The following is a 16,303-nucleotide window of genomic DNA, read 5'->3' on the forward strand; positions in this document are numbered from 1 at the left end:
GTGCCGGCCGGTCATCAAGGCCGGTCCGGCTTCACCGAACGGGAGGTTAGGCGGCGGGCGCAGCGCGCGCCCTCCCCTGAACAGGGGGCGTCAGATCACGCCGCGCCTGGCCAGGGCCTCGATCACCCCGGCCTGACGGGCGCGGTAGAAATCCTTGGCAGGCGTGGTGACCGCGCCGTCCGCCATCAGCGTTTCGGGCGGATGGACGCGAGCGCCGGCATAGGCACGCGCCCAAAGCTCCATGGGCTGACGGGCCAGGAGATTGCCCATGGACACCTTGCGCCGCAGGCGGCGTACCAGCCCCACATCGACCTCGCCATAGGCGCACATGGACGGGCCAGACGCGGCTTCGGCGATGATCAGGCCGCGCGGATCGACGATCTTGGAGCCCCGGTCGGCGCTGGCCTGGGGGATGGGCGTACCGGTCATGCCCCCGGTATTGGCCGACACCACATAGGCGAGGTTTTCAATGGCGCGCGCCTGCTTGGCGATATTCTTGGGCGTGGCCTGGGGGCTCGACACTTCAGACGATGAATGCACGAACACCTCCGCGCCGCGCACTGCGTGCAGGCGGGCGATCTCGGGGTGAAGAATCTCTTCGGACGCAATCGCCGCCAACCGGCCGATGGCGGTATCGGCGACGGGAAACAGCGCATCCTCGCCATAGGCGTCAAGATAGGCGTCGAGCACGTCATAGGGGCTGGGCGCATACATGGAGATGAGGCGGCGATAGCGCAGCACCTGCGCGCCGGACGGATCGATCACCACGCAGGCCTGGAAGTAGAGGTCGGGGAAGTGCGGGTCGGTCTCGTAGCCGTTCCAGGCCAGGAAGATGTTGAAATCGGCCGCGATGGCGGCCATGGCGCCGAACTCCGGCCCGTCTGCGCTGATCGACGCCTTGGCGCGCCATTCGGCAGCGGTTTCGCGCATGGGAAAACCGGTGAGCGCATACTCGGGCAGCACGACCAGGCGCACGTCCGGGCCGATAAAGGCGACGGACCCTGCAATCTCGGCGCGGATGCGCGCGATGGAGGCCAGCATGCGCGCGCGCGCACTGTCCGCGTCGGGGCAGGCATTCACCGTCTCGCACAGAGACTGCAGGGCGAGCGCCGTATAGGCGGGGGCGGCTTGCGTCATGACACTGGCTCCTTGCAGTTGACGGCGAACCCAAGACATAGTCCGGACATGAACACTCCGTCACGGACATCGGCAGGCCAGACATGAGCCCGACTTCCCGGCTGGACGGCAGCGCCGCGACTCGCCTGGCGCCCGACCTGATCGACGAGACCCTGCCCACACCGCTGTATCACCAGATCTTCCTGGTGTTGCGCGACCGGATTCGCGAGGGCGGATTCCCCGCAGGCGCGATCCTGCCGGGCGAGCAGGAGCTGACGCGCCTGTTCAATGTCTCGCGCATAACCGTCAAGCGCGCCATGAATGAGCTGGCCGCCCACGGCTTCGTCACCCGCCATCGCGGGCGCGGCACAGTGGTCACCCACAACGCGTCCGCACCGGTGGTGGAAGGACGGTTCGACACGCTGTTCGACGCCCTCAAACGCATGGGGCTGGAGACCCAGGTCCAGCTTCTGGAGGCGGAAGCGGTACGCGCCAGCGAGGAGCTGGCGCTGGAAATGACGCTGGACCCCGGTTGCAAGCTTCAGCGGGCGGTGCGCCTGCGCTCGCTGGAAGGCGACACGTTTTCCTATCTGGTCACCCATGTGCCGTGGGAGATTGCGGCGCGCTACAGCCAGGAAGACCTGAAGACCCAACCCATGCAGGAATTGCTGCGCCGGGCGGGCGCCGAAACGGTGGAGGCCGACCAGACCATCACGGCGGTGGCCGCCGAGCCGCTGATCGCGTCGGCGCTGCGCATCTCGCCGGGCTCGCCGCTGTTGAAGATCAAGCGCATCATGCGCGGCGCGGACGGGCGCGCGGTACAGCATATCATCGCCTATTACCGGCCTGAACGCTTCCGCTACCACATGCGTCTGGTGCGCAAGGACGCCGCCGACGATGACTGGAGCGAAGCCGAAATGAGCTGAGGCCCGCGCAGCCCGCATGATCTTCCCCTCCGCACAAAAGATATATAACTATACCATTTGAAGCTGGTCCTGCCGGCTTATCAAGGGGTAAAGCGAGCGGAAGGCGGGCGATGGCGCTCCTGGAACTCATCCATATTCTGGTTCTGGTCTATTGGCTGGGTGGTGATCTGGGCGCGTTTGTCGCCAGCCGTCTGGTGGCCGATCCGGCACGCGCGCCGGCAGGCCGGGCCGCAGCTGCCACCATATTGATGCATGTGGATATGGCCCCGCGCATGGCGCTGATATTCGCCTTCCCCACAGGCTTTGCGCTGGCGGTGTATGAAGGCTGGCTGCCGGCCGGTCCGGTCTGGATCGCGCCGGCGTTTGCGCTGGCGCTGGTCTGGGCCGTGGCGGCGTGGATGGTGCATCTCAAAGCCGGGCCGGACGGGCTGGGCCAGCGCGTCGACATGGCGATCCGGATTGTGGCGCTGATCGGTTTTGCCGGTGCGGGCGCAGCGGGACTTGCCGGCGTGATCGTCCTGCCCCTGTTCATTGCAGGCAAGCTGGTGCTGCTGGCGCTGGCGGTGTTTGCCGGACTGATGGTGCGGCGTGTGCTGTCGCCTTTCGGTGCGGCCTTCGGCCGGATCGCGGCGGGCCAGGGCGATAGCGAGGCTGAAACCATCGTCCGCGCCAGCCTGTCGAAAGCCCGAATCTGGGTGTTTGTGATCTGGGCAGCGGTGCTCGGTGCCGCCGCGCTTGGCGTGCTGCAGCCGGTCTGAGGGAGCATGACCACCATGAACCAATCCGCTGAAGCGGCCACGATCGAAACTCTTGCCACCACCCTGTCCGGGATCATCGGTGCCGATCACGTGCAGGCCGGTGACGCCGCCCGAATCCTGTTTTCCCAGGATGTCTGGCGTGAGGGCGCGCGGGTGGATCTGGTCGCAAGCCCGGCCAGCGAGGCCGAGTGCGCGGCCGTCGTGCGCGCCTGCGCTGACGCCGGAGCCGCGGTCTATCCGCGCGGCGGGGGCATGTCCTACACGGCGGGGTATCTGCCTGACCGTCCCGGGGGCGTGTCTGTGGACACCACGCGCATGAACCGGGTGCTCGAGATCAGCGAAGCGGGCATGTATGTGCGCGTGGAGGCCGGGTGCACCTGGAAGACACTGAACGAGGCGCTCGCACCCACCGGCCTGCGCACCCCGTTCTGGGGGCCGCTCTCGGGGACTTCCTCCACCGTTGGCGGGGGCGTGTCGCAGAACAACGCCTTCTTTGGTGCCGGGGTCCATGGCCCGACGGCCGACAGTGTGCTGTCCGTCTCCGTCGCCCTTCCACAGGATGTGATCCTGCGCACAGGCAGCGCTTCGGGCGAGACCGGCACCGGCCCCGCCCGCCCCTTCTTCCGTCACTATGGCCCGGACCTGACCGGCCTGTTCTGCGGCGATGCCGGGGCGCTGGGGGTGAAGACCGAGATCACGCTTCGTCTGATCCCCGCCCCGGCCCATGAGCGCTGGGCGAGTTTCTCGTTCGCGTCCCGCGAGGCCTGCGCGGCGGCCATGGCCTCCATGGGCCGCACCGGACTGGCGTGCGAGCTGTTCGCGTTTGATCCGGGCCTGACCGCCGTGCGCATGAAGCGCGCCTCGCTGATGAGCGACGCCAAAACCCTGGGCAAGGTGGTCACCGGCCAGAAGAGTTTGATGAAGGGCCTCACCGAGGGCGCGAAAATGGCGCTGGCCGGGCGGTCATTCCTCGGTGAGGCCGACTTCAATCTGCATGTGGTCACAGAGAGCCATTCCAAAACCGGTGCCGATGACGCCCTGCGCCAGCTGACACAGCTCGCCGAGCGGGCGGGCGGGCGCGGCGTGGAGCCGACTATCCCCAAGGTGATCCGCGCCAATCCCTTTACCCCGCTCAACAACATGATCGGGCCGAGTGCCGAGCGCTGGGTTCCGGTTCATGGCATTGTCGCCATGGATGACGGCCCGGCCTGCTGGGCCGAAATCGAGGCACTGTTCGCCAGCCTGAAAACGCGCTTTGACAATCATGGCGTGACAACCGGCTTTCTGGTGACCACGCTCTCCACCACCGGCTTTCTGGTGGAGCCGGTCTTCCTGTGGCCCGATGAATTGTTCGATCTGCACCGCGCGCATGTGGAAGCGGGCTATCTCAAGACCCTCAAGCCCCGGCCCGCCGATCCGGCGGCGACCGCGCTGGTGGCAGAGGCGCGCACGGCAGTTGTGGATATCTTCACCCGCTATGGCGCAGCGCATTTCCAGATCGGGCGCACCTATCCGCTGGCGCGCACGCGGTCAGCGCCGGCGCTTGCGCTGCTGCGCGCGATCAAGACCGAGCTGGACCCGCACAACATCATCAATCCCGGCGCCCTGAGACTGGACGGCAAGCCATGACCCGAACGATCTCCGTGCGCAATCCGCGCACCGGCAAGGCCGATTACCGCTTTACGCCGCCCGGCGAAGCTGAACTCCAGGCCACGGCCGCGCGCCTGCGCGCGGCGCAAGGCGGCTGGGCGGCCATGCCGCTCGACGCGCGGCTGGAGCGGCTCGTGAGCTGGGCGGATATCATGGCCCGCGATATCGACGCCATCGCGGCCGCGCTGGAGACTGATACCGGCCGGCGCCGGGTGGCGCGCATGGAGGTCCAGGGCGCGTGCGCATCAATCCGCGGCTGGGCAGCGAGCGCGCCGGCCCTGGCTCCCCAAGCCGGCTGGATCCCGGGGCGCAGCAATCCGGCGCTGAAACATTCAGGCCAGTTCATCCCCTACCCGCTGGTGGGCGTGATCAGCCCGTGGAATTTCCCGCTCACCCTGTCGCTGATCGACGCCATTCCCGCGCTGGCGGCGGGCTGCGCTGTGCTGATCAAGCCGTCCGAAGTGACGCCGCGCTTTGCCGAACCGGTGGCGGCGAGCATTGCAGAGGCCGGCCTATCTGATCTCATCGCCTTCGCGCCGGGCGCTGGCGACACCGGCCAGCAGGTGATCGCGGTGAGTGATCTCATCTGCTTCACCGGCTCGGTCCCCACGGGCCGCAAGGTCGCTGCGGCCTGCGCGCAGCGCCTGATCCCGGCCTTCCTGGAGCTCGGCGGCAAGGACCCGCTGATCATCACGCGCAGCGCCGATCTGGAGCTGGCTGTGCGTGCGGCCTTGCGCGGCTCGGTCCTGTCCACCGGCCAGGCCTGCCAGTCCATCGAGCGCATCTATGTGGACCGGGCGATCCATGACGCTTTCCTGGAGCGGCTGGTAGAGGCGGCGGGCCAGGTGCGCCTGAACTGGCCGGACATCACCCAGGGCGAGATCGGTCCCATCATCTTTGAAAAACAGGCCGATCTGATCGCCGGACAGATCAGGGACGCGAAATCCAAAGGCGCGCGCGTGCACACCGGCGGCAAGGTGGAGCGCCATGGCGGGGGTCTGTGGATCCGGCCCACGGTGATGTCGAACGTGGATCACACCATGGCAGTGATGACGGAAGAAACCTTCGGTCCGGTCCTTCCTGTGATGGCATTTGAGGATGTGGATGAGGCGGTCGCGCTGGCCAATGACACGGTCTACGGCCTGTCGGCGGCGGTGTTCGCCGGCGACCTTGACGAGGCCGAAGCCATCGCCCGGCGGCTGGAAGCCGGCGCGGTGTCACTCAATGACGCGGCGCTGACGGCACTGTTTTACGAGGCGGAAAAGCAGAGCTTCCGGCAATCGGGGCTCGGCCCCTCACGCATGGGCGCGGCAGGGCTGACGCGCTTCTACCGCCGCCAGGCGCTGATCGCCAATACCAGCGCGCCCGCCCCTCTGGAGGCATTCCGCGAGGAAGGCTGATCCGGCCTCAGCCCAGATGGATGTAGACCAGCGCCGCAAGATAGGCGGCGTAACCGCCCGACAGCACGATGCCGGCGACGCGTCCGATCGGCCGCTGGGTGAACACAAAGACCGCGCCAGCCAGCATGGCCGCCGCCATCACCCAGAAATCAAAGCGCAGGAAGATCGCGTCCACCGTGACCGACGCGCCCGCCAAATGTGCCGACACGGCTGTCAGCCCGCCCACGGCAGCGATGTTGAAGATGTTGGAGCCGATAATGTTGCCGAATGCCATGGCGGCCTGCTTGCGCACGGCGGCGACGATGGCGGTGGCAAGCTCGGGCAGGCTGGTGCCCACGGCCAGCAGGGTCAGGCCGATAACGGCTTCGCTGATGCCCAGCTGGCGGGCGAATACCGACCCGTTGGACACCACGAAGTGGGCGCCCAGCGGCAACAGGACCAGGCCCACGATCAGGAAGACCGTGATCATGAGGGCCGTGCGCGGCAGGCCGTCCATGTTGTCGACGTCGGTCATCTCGGACAGGAGCGGGTCGTCCGCCGCCTTGGGCCGCGTCGCTGACCAGGCGAGCCAGAGCACGTAGAGGATAATCGCTCCGATCAGCACCCAGCCTTCGCGCAGGCCGAACTCGCCGTTCAGGCCCAGGGCGATGAATACGGCGGTCAGGACAACAGCGATCGCGGTGTTGGTGCGCACGCCGGGCGCGCGGGTCACCAGCGGCGCAAACAGGGCTGCCACGCCAAGGACCAGCAGGATATTGGCGATATTGGAGCCGACGATAATGCCGTAGGCGAGGCCCGGCGCGCCCTGGATGGCCGCGGCCACCGAAACCACCATTTCCGGCGCGCTGGTGCCGAAGGCCACGACGGTGAGGCCGACTATCAGCGGCGGCACGCCCATCTTGCGCGCCATCGCCGTGGCACCGCGCACCAGCACGTCGCCGCCCACGAGCAGCAGCACGATCCCGATGGTGACCATCAGGATCAGGAGGAGGTTTTCGGTCAATGCAGCCCCCGCGTCAGCGGATGCGCGCGCTAGTCGAGGCGCTTGTTGTCGATCAGGTTCAAAATCGCAAACACGCCAAAGCAGAGACCAAGAGCGATCAGAGCGGCCATGGGTTCACCTTTCAACAACAGTCGGGGGTCAGGGTCGTTCGCACAGGATATAGACCGGCGTGGCCTGTGACGGAAGAGTGCAAGCCCGGGGTATCACAGAGGACGCGGCTGCGGTTATATCTTCATTCATGACAGACCTGGCGGGGAGCGATGGCCGAGGCAATTTCAAGAAGCGACCTGATGCTCAGGCTGACCACTTTGGTCCAGAGCGCCAGTCACATGCTGGTGGTGATGGGGCTGGATCGCACCATTCTATGGGTCAATCGGGCATGGGAAATACGCACAGGCTATGCGCTTGACGTGGTGCGCGGACGCAACCCGGGGCAATTCCTGCGTTGCGATGACACGGACCCCGAAGTCGGCCCGATATTGCGCCGGGAGATGGAGGCGGGCCGGCGGGTGCGCGTCGACATGCTGTGCGAGAGCCGGGAGGGCGAACGCTACTGGCTGGATATCGACGTGCAGCCCACCTACGGCCCGGACGGCGCCATGCACGGGTTCGTCGCGGTCCATACCGACATCACCGAACGCAAAATCCAGGAACAGGCCGCGATCAACGCGCGCAACCGGCTGCAGGCGACGCTGAACGCCATGCCGGACATCGTGCTTGAGGTCGACCATGACGGCCGGTTCACTGCGGCCCATGTCAACGATCCGGGAAAGCTCACGGCACAGCAGGACCAGCTGGTCGGCAGCCTGCTTGAAGACATGCTGCCGCCCGACATTGCCGCAATGGGCCGCGCGATCATGGCCGAGGTGGATAAGAAAGGCTTCGCATCCGGCTACCGCTACGAGCTTGAAACGCTCGAGGGCTTGCGCTGGTTCGAAATGTCCGCCGCCCTGAAGCCGGCGGCGAGCCCGGGCACCGCGCATCAATACATTCTGGTCGCTCGCGATGTCAGCGATCTTGAGCGCGCGGAGCGCGAGCTGAAGGCAGAGCGGGATTATCTTCAGGCCATTATTGCAACCAGCGCCGGTGCCCTGACCGTGCTTGATGACAGCGGGCAGATTGTGTTTGCCAACACTGAAGCCGAGCATGTGCTGGGCGTCACCCATGACGACATAGCACGCCGCAAATTCAACTCCCGTGAGTGGGCGATCGTCACCGATGAGGGTGGCGAATTTCCCAATGATGAACTGCCGTTTGTTCAGGTGATGCGCACAGGGCGCACAGTGCGCGGGGTCCGTCACGCCATCGAAAACGCGAAGGGGGAACGCCGTCATCTGTCAATCAATGCGGCACCCGTCACCCTTGATGGCCGCGTACACGTTGTGTGTCAGGTTCATGATGTAACCTACCTGTTCAAGGCGCAGGAAGCCTTGAAGCAGGCAAACACACGCTATCAGCTGGCGGTCTCCGGATCCCTGATGGCGATCTGGGACAATGATATCGTGCGCAGAGAAGTTTATCTCTCTCCACGCTTCAACGAGTTGATTGGTGGCCCGCCGGGCGAATGGGTGGGCCCCACAGACGACTTTCTTGAGCTGCTGCATCCGGAGGACCGCCCACGCATCGAGGCAGCGACGCAGCGTCATCTGGTGAACGGCGAGCCCTATCGTCAAGACATGCGCTTTCACGATGCGCGCGGCGGCTATGTTCATGTGCGGTCAATGGGAAGCGCAATCCGCGATGAAACGGGCCGCGTCGTGCGCATGGCCGGGTCGCTGATCGACATTACTGCCGAGCGGGCCGCCGAGGCCGAGGCCCGCCGCCTGGGCGTCCGCGCCCAGATCGCACTCAAGTCGGGCAGGCTGGGTGTCTGGGAGCAGGATGGCGAAACGGGCCTGGTCAGCATGGACGCCACGCTGGCCGAGCTGATGGGCAGGCCACAACTGGCCGACATTCCGATGACAGCGGCCGAGGCCTATACCTTTACCCATCCCGACGATGTGGAGCTGGCGGCCGGACTTTTGCGCCGCCTGGTCGCAGGCGAATTGGAGGAGGTCAATTCCGAACACCGCATCGTGAAGCCCGACGGCTCCCCTGTCTGGATTTACGCCCATGTCGGCGTGGTCGGGCGCGATGCGTCGGGCAAGCCCTTGCGCATTGTGGGCATCACCCAGGACCTGACCGAGCGCAAGGCCGCCGAACTACGGCTGAAGGAACTGCTCGACGCCGCCGAGAGTGCCAGCGCCGCCAAAACGCAATTCCTGGCTAATATGAGCCATGAGATCCGCACCCCCCTCAACGGCGTGCTGGGCATGGCCCAGCTGATGGAGCTGACCGCTCTGGACGCCCGCCAGCGCAGTTATGTGGAGACGATCCGGTCGTCCGGCCGCGCGCTGCAGGCGGTGATCGAGGACGTGCTGGACATTTCGCGCATCGAGGCCGGCAAGCTGACCCTGTCACCCAAACCGGCATTGGCTGGCGATATCGTTACCCAGGCGCTGGCAGCGATCGGCGGTCAGGCCGTGCGCAAGGGGCTGGACATCATCACGGAGATTGATCCGGCGCTGGAGACGCCGGTGAAGGTGGACTCCCAGCGGTTGGCCCAGGTGCTGACCAATCTGATCTCCAATGCGGTTAAATTCACCCAGCATGGCCAGGTGACCGTGCGCGTCCGGTCCCTTCCCGGCGACTGGATCCGGCTGGAGGTGCAGGACACCGGGCCGGGGCTGGACCGCGCCCTTCAGGTGCGGGTGTTCGAGCGGTTCAGTCAGGCCGATATGAGCCCCAGCCGCGCCCATGGCGGTGCCGGGCTGGGCCTGGCCATCGCCCGCGAACTGACCGAACTGGCCGGTGGCCGCATCGGCGTGGACTCCGAGCCCGGACAGGGCGCCCTGTTCTGGGTGGAGCAGCCCGCGCCGCCCTGCGGCCCGGTACAGCCTTCGCACGCTGAATCCCCCACCCCGCCCCCGCCGGGTCCGGCGCGGCGCGTTCTGGTGGTTGAAGACAATCCGGTCAATCGCGCGGTGGCGGCCGGCATGCTCCATGAGGCCGGATTTGTCGTCTGCGAGGCTGAGTGTGCCGCCAAAGCCCTCGATTATTTGCGCGAAGGCGGCGTGGACGCCATGCTTCTTGACCTGCACATGCCCGGCATGGGCGGCGACGAGGCGCTGCGCCGCATCCGCGCCGGGGAGGCCGGACCGGCCGATTTGCCGGTCTTCATCGTCACCGCAGACGTGACGAAGGATACGCGCGAGCGGCTGGACGAGCTGGGTGCCGATCGCTTTTTCGCCAAGCCTGTCGACGGGGAGGCCCTGGTCAACGCCCTGCGTGCCCGGCTGACGGGAGACGCAGCGTAGGGCTCGATCCGCTTCAAACTCCGCTGGAAAGGACTGGTTGAGGCCGAGATGCTTGACGTCAGCCCCGGTCGCTTCAATTCTGCGCCACCAAATGGGGAGCGAGCATGGACAAGACCGAAATCGGGGCCGAAGCCGGCAGAGCCGCGCCGCCGGGCCCGGCCTGGCTGAACCGTGTGCTGGACAAAACCGAGCAGGCCAGCTCACTGGCATCCAATACGGTCCTGATCATCATCATCGTCGCAGCCAGTCTGATTCTGTCCGTCCTGCTGGGCTTCTTGTTGCGCGATCTGTTCGAGCCGGCCGGCACTCAGGGGCTGATTGCGACCATCGCGGTGATCGGCGTTATCGTGTCAGTGGCCGTTGGCACGCCTGCGGTGCTGTTCGGCGATGCCCTGATCCTCAAGATCAAGGGCATGAAGACTGAATTGCAGGCGGCGCTGATCGATGCAGACCGGGCCAACCAGGCCAAGTCCGAATTCCTCGCCAATATGAGCCATGAGATCCGCACGCCCCTCAACGGGATGATCGGCATGGCGCAATTGCTGGAAATGACCCCTCTGGACCCGCGCCAGCGCAGCTATGCGGACACGATCCGGGCCTCGGGCCGCGCGCTTCAGGCGGTGATCGAGGATGTCCTGGACATCGCGCGCATCGAAGCGGGCAAGCTGACCTTGTTCCCGCAGCCGGTGCGTCTGGCGGACGTGGTGCACGAGGCGTTGCAGGCGGGGGCGGCGGGCGCTGCGGCCAAGGGTCTGACCATCACCGTCGAGATTGATGCGGCGCTGGAGGGCCCGGTTCTGATCGACCCCCAGCGCTTCGCGCAGGTTTTGATCAATCTCGTCTCGAACGCCGTGAAATTCAGCGAGCAGGGCGGTGTGCGCGTACGGGCGCGCGCGCTGCCGCAGGGCTGGTTGCGCCTTGAAGTCGAAGACACAGGGCCGGGCCTGGACCTGGCGTTCCAGGGCCGCGTGTTCGAGCGCTTCAGCGAGGCTGATATGAGCGCGAGCCGGGATCATGGCGGCGCCGGGCTGGGTCTGGCGATTGCACGCGAACTGACCGAGTTGGCCGGCGGGCGCATCGGCGTTGACTCTGAACCCGGTCACGGTGCCCTGTTTTGGGTCGAGCAGCCTGCGCCCCTGGCGGCCTTCGCGCATGACCCTCGCGAAACCGCGGCGATCCCTGCGCCGCCGGGCCCCGCACGCAATGTGCTTGTGGTGGAGGACCATTCGGTGAACCGCGATGTGGCCGTGGGCATGCTCAGCCAGGCCGGCTTCCAGGTCACCCAGACAGGCTGCGCCTCGGACGCGCTGGACCATTTGCGATCGGGGACCGTCGACGCCGTCCTCATGGACCTGCACATGCCGGGGATGAGCGGGGATGAAGCGCTGCGCCGCATCCGGGCCGGGGAGACCGGGCCGGCCGATTTGCCAGTCTTCATCCTCACCGCCGACGTCACCAAGGACACGCGCGAGCGCCTCGACGGGCTGGGGGCCGATCGCTTCTTCGCCAAGCCGGTGGACGGGCAAGCCCTGGTCAACGCCCTGAACGCCCGGCTGAACGGGGCGGCGGCGTAGTGGCGCGCATCGCGCTCATCGATGACGATCCGGTGGAGGCGCTGATCCTGCGCAGCCTGCTTGAGCATTCCGGATCGGACCACACGCTGGCGCACTTCACCCGCGTGGAGGCTTTCGCTGACGCGCCGCAAGCCGATCTGGTCATACTCGACCGCCGCGTGCCGCCCTGGATATGCTTTTCAGAGACCCTGCCCCTGATCGAGGCCAGCGGCTGGCGCGGACCTGTCCTCCTGATCACCGCCGCGCCCGAGGGCGTGAGTGCGTCATCGCAAGTTCTCAGTCTGATCGGGCCGGTCTCGAAATCCGACCTGCTGGAACCGGAGGCGGTGGCGCGGGCTATTGGCGAGTCGCTGGCGGCGGGGGGCTGAACGCCTCTGTCAGACTTTTGGGCCCGGCGTGCCGGTCAAACCGCACGGCGAGGCACCACGCAGAACCTTGCCGCGAAGAAAATGCACGTGTCGGACACGGATTTTCTGCCTGTCATGACACGCATTTGCTAGCTTGGCTGACGATGGAGCCTTCAAGCTGGGAGCCGCCATGACACGCGACCGGACCAAGAAACTGAAAGCCAACGCGAAGCTGGACGTGCGCCTGCCCGACCAGCTGAAGGAGGAGTTTCTCGCGCGATGCCGCGAGGAAGGCATCTCCAGCGGGGCCGTCATCCGGTCGCTGATCGTCGGCTATGTGCCGGACCGGCGGCGTGGCTGGCCGGTCCGGCTTGCGAACCTGAAGGAGATGATGATGCGGCGAGTTCGCTGGATCATTGGCTTAATCGGCGGCGGCGCAGCCGCCGCGACAGGTGCCATGGCCCTTGTCTTTGCGCCGAGCGCGAGCGCTGAGGACCTGCGGCTGGACTATTTTATTGAGGTCGGCAATTTCACCATTGCACAGGGTCGGCTGCTGGCACCGTTCGATCAACCAGTGACCAGCCCGACAACCGGCGACGAGGACCCGCACCACTTCTCCGTCACCGCCCGCCCCTGCGCCCCCGATGCACCGGCACCGTGCAGCCCGGACAGGCTGATCCTGGAGGTGGTGATCTATCGCGAGGGGCCGCAAGGGCGCGAGATCGTCTCCACGCCCACGCTGATCGTCTACCCTGATAACATGGCCGCCATCGGCATAGGTGAGCAGGACGATCGCGATGTCACTCTGGTGCTGTTTCCAGTTCTGACCCGCAGCGCCGATTAATACGCCGCGAACGGCTTCAGCCGCACTCCAGACCCCATAGAAAAAGGGCGGCTGTCGCCAGCCGCCCTTTCGCGTAATGCGTCGGTGAGAAGCGTGGACTAGAAGTCCATGCCGCCCATGCCGCCCATGCCGCCGCCGCCGCCCATGGACTGGCCGGAGTCTTTCTTCGGCTTTTCGGCCACAGCCGCTTCGGTGGTGATCATCAGCGCGGCCACGGACGCGGCGTCCTGCAGCGCGGTGCGCACCACTTTGGCCGGGTCGATGACGCCCGAGGCGACCAGGTCTTCGTACTTCTCGGTCTGGGCGTTGTAGCCAAAGTTGGCGTCCTTGGACTCCATCACCTTGCCCACCACGATCGAGCCTTCAACACCGGCGTTTTCGGCGATCTGACGGATCGGGGCCTGCAGGGCGCGGGCGATGATCTGGATGCCCTGGTTCTGGTCCTCATTGTCGCCGGTCATGCCGACCAGGACTTTGGAGGCTTTCAGCAGAGCCACGCCGCCGCCCGGCACGATGCCTTCTTCCACCGCAGCGCGGGTGGCGTTCAGGGCATCGTCAACACGGTCCTTGCGCTCTTTCACTTCGATTTCAGACGCGCCGCCGACCTTGATCACGGCCACACCGCCGGCGAGTTTGGCCAGACGCTCTTGCAGCTTCTCCTTGTCGTAGTCGGAGGACGTGTCCTCAATCTGGCGGCGAATCTGGTTGACCCGGCCCTCGATCGCGACTTTCTCGCCGGCGCCGTCCACGATGGTGGTGTCATCTTTGGTGATGGACACTTTCTTGGCGGTGCCCAGCATGTCCAGGGTGACGTTCTCGAGCTTGATGCCGAGATCTTCGGAGATCACCTGCCCGCCGGTCAGGACAGCGATGTCCTCCAGCATGGCCTTGCGGCGATCACCGAAGCCCGGTGCCTTGACGGCGGCGATTTTCAGGCCACCGCGCAGCTTGTTGACCACCAGGGTGGCCAGCGCTTCGCCTTCGACGTCTTCGGAGATGATCAGCAGCGGACGGTTGGACTGAACCACCGCCTCGAGCACGGGCAGCATGGCCTGCAGCGAGGACAGCTTCTTTTCGAACAGGAGGATGTAGGGATCTTCCAGCTCGGCGCGCATTTTTTCGGCGTCGGTGATGAAGTAGGGCGACAGGTAGCCGCGGTCGAACTGCATGCCTTCGACGACTTCCAGCTCGGTTTCGAGGGATTTGGCTTCCTCGACCGTGATCACGCCTTCATTGCCGACTTTTTCCATCGCACGGGCGATCATGTCGCCAATGGAGGATTCGCCATTGGCCGAGATCGTGCCGACCTGGGCGATTTCCGAGGAGCCCTTGATCGGGGTGGCCATGCCCTTGATGGTCTCGATGACTTTCAGGACGGCCTTGTCGATGCCGCGCTTGAGGTCCATCGGGTTCATGCCGGCAGCCACCGACTTCATGCCTTCGCGGATGATGGCCTGGGCCAGCACGGTGGCGGTCGTGGTGCCGTCGCCGGCTTCGTCATTGGTGCGCGAAGCGACTTCGCGGACCATCTGGGCGCCCATGTTCTCGAACTTGTCTTCCAGTTCGATTTCCTTGGCGACGGTAACGCCGTCCTTGGTGGTGCGCGGCGCGCCGAAGGATTTCTCGATCACCACGTTACGGCCTTTGGGGCCGAGGGTGACTTTCACAGCGTCGGCCAGGATATCAACGCCACGCAGCATGCGCTCGCGGGCGGATGCGCCGAATTTCACGTCTTTCGCGGACATAGGGTGTTCTCTCTTTTCAGGTGTTCAGACGATGGGTGGGATGCGCCGGCCTCAGGCCAGAATGCCCAGGATGTCGGATTCCTTCATGATCAGGAGTTCCTGACCATCAACCGTCACCTCGGTGCCCGACCATTTGCCGAACAGGATGCGGTCGCCCGCTTTCACGTCCAGCTGACGGACCGAACCGTCTTCCTTGATCGCTCCACCGCCCACGGCGACGACTTCGCCTTCCTGGGGCTTTTCCTTGGCCGTGTCGGGAATGATGATCCCGCCCTTGGTCTTGGCTTCTTCTTCAACGCGCTTCACCAGCACGCGATCGTGCAGCGGACGAAATTTCATGACCGTGTCTCCGTTATCGAGCGGTATCGCTCATCGTTCCGGTATCTGTCTGGCTATCGGGAAAAGGGGCGTTAGCACTCTCATCCCCCGGCTGCCAACGCTCGTGGAAGTAAGAGGGCCGCTGGCAAGCGTCAAGGGGTGGCGCGGCGCTCTGGCGCCATAAAATTGCGCCACTCGGGAACGCATGTGTTCAGTGCGCGTTCATGCTAGGTTGATTTAAGCTTCGGCCTGGCCGGAAGCCTGCGCACCGGGACTGCCTTGGCGCGCGAACACGACATTCTCGAGGGAGTCTCAGATGATTATCCGTTCTCTTGCCGCCGCAACCCTGGCCGTGAGCCTGGCTGCGTGCACCACCACCGACCAGTATGGCAACACCAACCCGAACCGCACCGGACAGGGCGTCCTGGCGGGTGCCGCGGCGGGCGCTCTGCTCGGCATGCTGGCGGGCGGTGATGACCGCCGCAACGCGCTGATCGGCGCAGGCGTGGGCGCGCTGGCTGGCGGCGCCGTCGGCAATTACATGGACCGTCAGGAGCGCGACATGCGCGAGCGCCTGCGCGAATCGGGTGTGACCGTGCGCCGTGTGGGCGATGATCTGGTCCTGGTGATGCCGGGCAATATCACCTTCGCCACCGGTTCGGCGACCGTGAGCCCGCGCTTCAGCGGCGTGCTGCATGATGTCGGCGATGTGCTGCAGACCTATCCGGCCACCTATGTGGACGTGGTCGGCCACACCGACAGTGTCGGCTCCGCCCAGTTCAACCAGCAGCTTTCCGAGCGCCGCGCCAGCTCGGTGGCCGCCGAGCTGATCGGTCGCGGCGTGATCCGCGAGCGCCTGTTCGTGGCCGGCATGGGCCTGACCCAGCCAGTCGCGGACAACTCGACCGATGAGGGCCGCGCCGCCAATCGCCGCGTGGAAATCCGCATCGCGCCGCACCGCGGTTCGTAAACGCCTCTCAGGCTCATGCCTGACAGACGCTGCGCCCGGCCCTTGCGGCCGGGCGTTTTGCGTTCGGGGGCCTTGTTGAGCGGAAAAGGAAATGTGCAGCCGCCCGAGCCATCGGGGTGGTGGGGGGACGATGGCGGCTCGGACGGCTGCACAAGGCGCGTGCGCCTTGGGGGGAGCGCATCAGGGATGGTGCAGGCGATGGGATCACACACCGGTTCGTCAGCTGGGCAGGTGGACGCAGGCTCTCGTCCGGGGTGTGTCCATGCCCTCACCGTGCCTGCACAGCGCGGAGTTTG

Annotated in this window: 13 protein-coding genes; 9 read left to right on the forward strand and 4 right to left on the reverse strand. The window is 65.8% G+C overall.

Annotated features, from left to right (window positions below; all coding sequences use genetic code 11):
• Nucleotides 1–90: 90 nt before the first annotated feature.
• Entirely contained in the window at nt 91–1,137 is a 1,047-nt protein-coding gene (locus L2D00_08410) for a nitrilase (GenBank protein ID WBQ11871.1), read from the reverse strand.
• Between the two features lie 83 nt (nt 1,138–1,220).
• Between L2D00_08410 and L2D00_08415 the strand changes: the two genes are divergently transcribed.
• From L2D00_08415 to L2D00_08430, 4 genes are all read left to right on the forward strand, one after another.
• Entirely contained in the window at nt 1,221–2,042 is an 822-nt protein-coding gene (locus tag L2D00_08415) for a GntR family transcriptional regulator (protein WBQ11872.1), read from the forward strand.
• A gap of 110 nt (nt 2,043–2,152) precedes the next feature.
• Complete coding sequence (locus L2D00_08420) at nt 2,153–2,800, forward strand: hypothetical protein (GenBank protein WBQ11873.1); 648 nt, start codon at nt 2,153–2,155, stop codon at nt 2,798–2,800.
• A gap of 15 nt (nt 2,801–2,815) precedes the next feature.
• Nucleotides 2,816–4,429, forward strand: a complete 1,614-nt coding sequence (locus tag L2D00_08425) for an FAD-binding oxidoreductase (protein WBQ11874.1) — start codon at nt 2,816–2,818, stop codon at nt 4,427–4,429.
• Nucleotides 4,426–5,850 (forward strand): aldehyde dehydrogenase family protein, encoded by a 1,425-nt coding sequence (locus L2D00_08430; protein WBQ11875.1) that lies wholly within the window; start codon nt 4,426–4,428, stop codon nt 5,848–5,850. Before L2D00_08425 ends, L2D00_08430 begins: the two co-directional genes overlap by 4 nt.
• 7 nt (nt 5,851–5,857) lie before the next feature.
• Here L2D00_08430 and L2D00_08435 read toward each other — a convergent pair whose 3' ends face one another.
• Nucleotides 5,858–6,853 carry a calcium/sodium antiporter gene (locus L2D00_08435; protein WBQ11876.1) on the reverse strand — a complete coding sequence of 332 codons (996 nt, stop codon included), beginning with the start codon at nt 6,851–6,853 and terminating at the stop codon, nt 5,858–5,860.
• Nucleotides 6,854–7,143: 290 nt separating this feature from the next.
• Between L2D00_08435 and L2D00_08440 the strand changes: the two genes are divergently transcribed.
• From L2D00_08440 to L2D00_08455, 4 genes are all read left to right on the forward strand, one after another.
• Nucleotides 7,144–10,209, forward strand: coding sequence for a PAS domain S-box protein (locus L2D00_08440; protein WBQ11877.1), 3,066 nt, complete (start codon nt 7,144–7,146; stop codon nt 10,207–10,209).
• Nucleotides 10,210–10,313: 104 nt separating this feature from the next.
• The gene (locus tag L2D00_08445) at nt 10,314–11,783 is read left to right on the forward strand and encodes an ATP-binding protein (GenBank protein WBQ11878.1); all 1,470 of its coding nucleotides are present in this window, start codon (nt 10,314–10,316) and stop codon (nt 11,781–11,783) included.
• Nucleotides 11,783–12,151, forward strand: a complete 369-nt coding sequence (locus tag L2D00_08450) for a hypothetical protein (protein WBQ11879.1) — start codon at nt 11,783–11,785, stop codon at nt 12,149–12,151. Before L2D00_08445 ends, L2D00_08450 begins: the two co-directional genes overlap by 1 nt.
• Nucleotides 12,152–12,320: 169 nt before the next feature.
• Nucleotides 12,321–12,974 carry a hypothetical protein gene (locus L2D00_08455; protein WBQ11880.1) on the forward strand — a complete coding sequence of 218 codons (654 nt, stop codon included), beginning with the start codon at nt 12,321–12,323 and terminating at the stop codon, nt 12,972–12,974.
• Nucleotides 12,975–13,072: 98 nt separating this feature from the next.
• On the opposite strand, the gene groL is transcribed toward L2D00_08455, so the two are convergent.
• Entirely contained in the window at nt 13,073–14,719 is a 1,647-nt protein-coding gene (gene groL / locus L2D00_08460; protein ID WBQ11881.1) for a chaperonin GroEL, read from the reverse strand.
• A 51-nt stretch (nt 14,720–14,770) separates the two neighbouring features.
• Nucleotides 14,771–15,058: a co-chaperone GroES gene (gene groES, locus L2D00_08465; GenBank protein ID WBQ11882.1), complete on the reverse strand. Its 288-nt coding sequence runs from the start codon at nt 15,056–15,058 to the stop codon at nt 14,771–14,773.
• A gap of 295 nt (nt 15,059–15,353) precedes the next feature.
• Here groES and L2D00_08470 point away from each other — a divergent pair, with 295 nt between their 5' ends.
• Nucleotides 15,354–16,007 carry an OmpA family protein gene (locus L2D00_08470; GenBank protein ID WBQ11883.1) on the forward strand — a complete coding sequence of 218 codons (654 nt, stop codon included), beginning with the start codon at nt 15,354–15,356 and terminating at the stop codon, nt 16,005–16,007.
• Nucleotides 16,008–16,303 lie beyond the last annotated feature (296 nt).

Source organism: Hyphomonadaceae bacterium BL14, from assembly GCA_027627705.1.
Classification (GTDB): Bacteria; Pseudomonadota; Alphaproteobacteria; order Caulobacterales; family Maricaulaceae; genus Oceanicaulis.

Coding starts and splice junctions, on each gene's coding strand:
- L2D00_08410 (WBQ11871.1), bottom strand. CDS start 1,137: ATGACGCAAGCCGCCCCCGCCTATACGGCGCTCGCCCTGCAGTCTCTG.
- L2D00_08415 (WBQ11872.1), top strand. CDS start 1,221: ATGAGCCCGACTTCCCGGCTGGACGGCAGCGCCGCGACTCGCCTGGCG.
- L2D00_08420 (WBQ11873.1), top strand. CDS start 2,153: ATGGCGCTCCTGGAACTCATCCATATTCTGGTTCTGGTCTATTGGCTG.
- L2D00_08425 (WBQ11874.1), top strand. CDS start 2,816: ATGAACCAATCCGCTGAAGCGGCCACGATCGAAACTCTTGCCACCACC.
- L2D00_08430 (WBQ11875.1), top strand. CDS start 4,426: ATGACCCGAACGATCTCCGTGCGCAATCCGCGCACCGGCAAGGCCGAT.
- L2D00_08440 (WBQ11877.1), top strand. CDS start 7,144: ATGCTCAGGCTGACCACTTTGGTCCAGAGCGCCAGTCACATGCTGGTG.
- L2D00_08445 (WBQ11878.1), top strand. CDS start 10,314: ATGGACAAGACCGAAATCGGGGCCGAAGCCGGCAGAGCCGCGCCGCCG.
- L2D00_08455 (WBQ11880.1), top strand. CDS start 12,321: ATGACACGCGACCGGACCAAGAAACTGAAAGCCAACGCGAAGCTGGAC.
- groL (WBQ11881.1), bottom strand. CDS start 14,719: ATGTCCGCGAAAGACGTGAAATTCGGCGCATCCGCCCGCGAGCGCATG.
- groES (WBQ11882.1), bottom strand. CDS start 15,058: ATGAAATTTCGTCCGCTGCACGATCGCGTGCTGGTGAAGCGCGTTGAA.
- L2D00_08470 (WBQ11883.1), top strand. CDS start 15,354: ATGATTATCCGTTCTCTTGCCGCCGCAACCCTGGCCGTGAGCCTGGCT.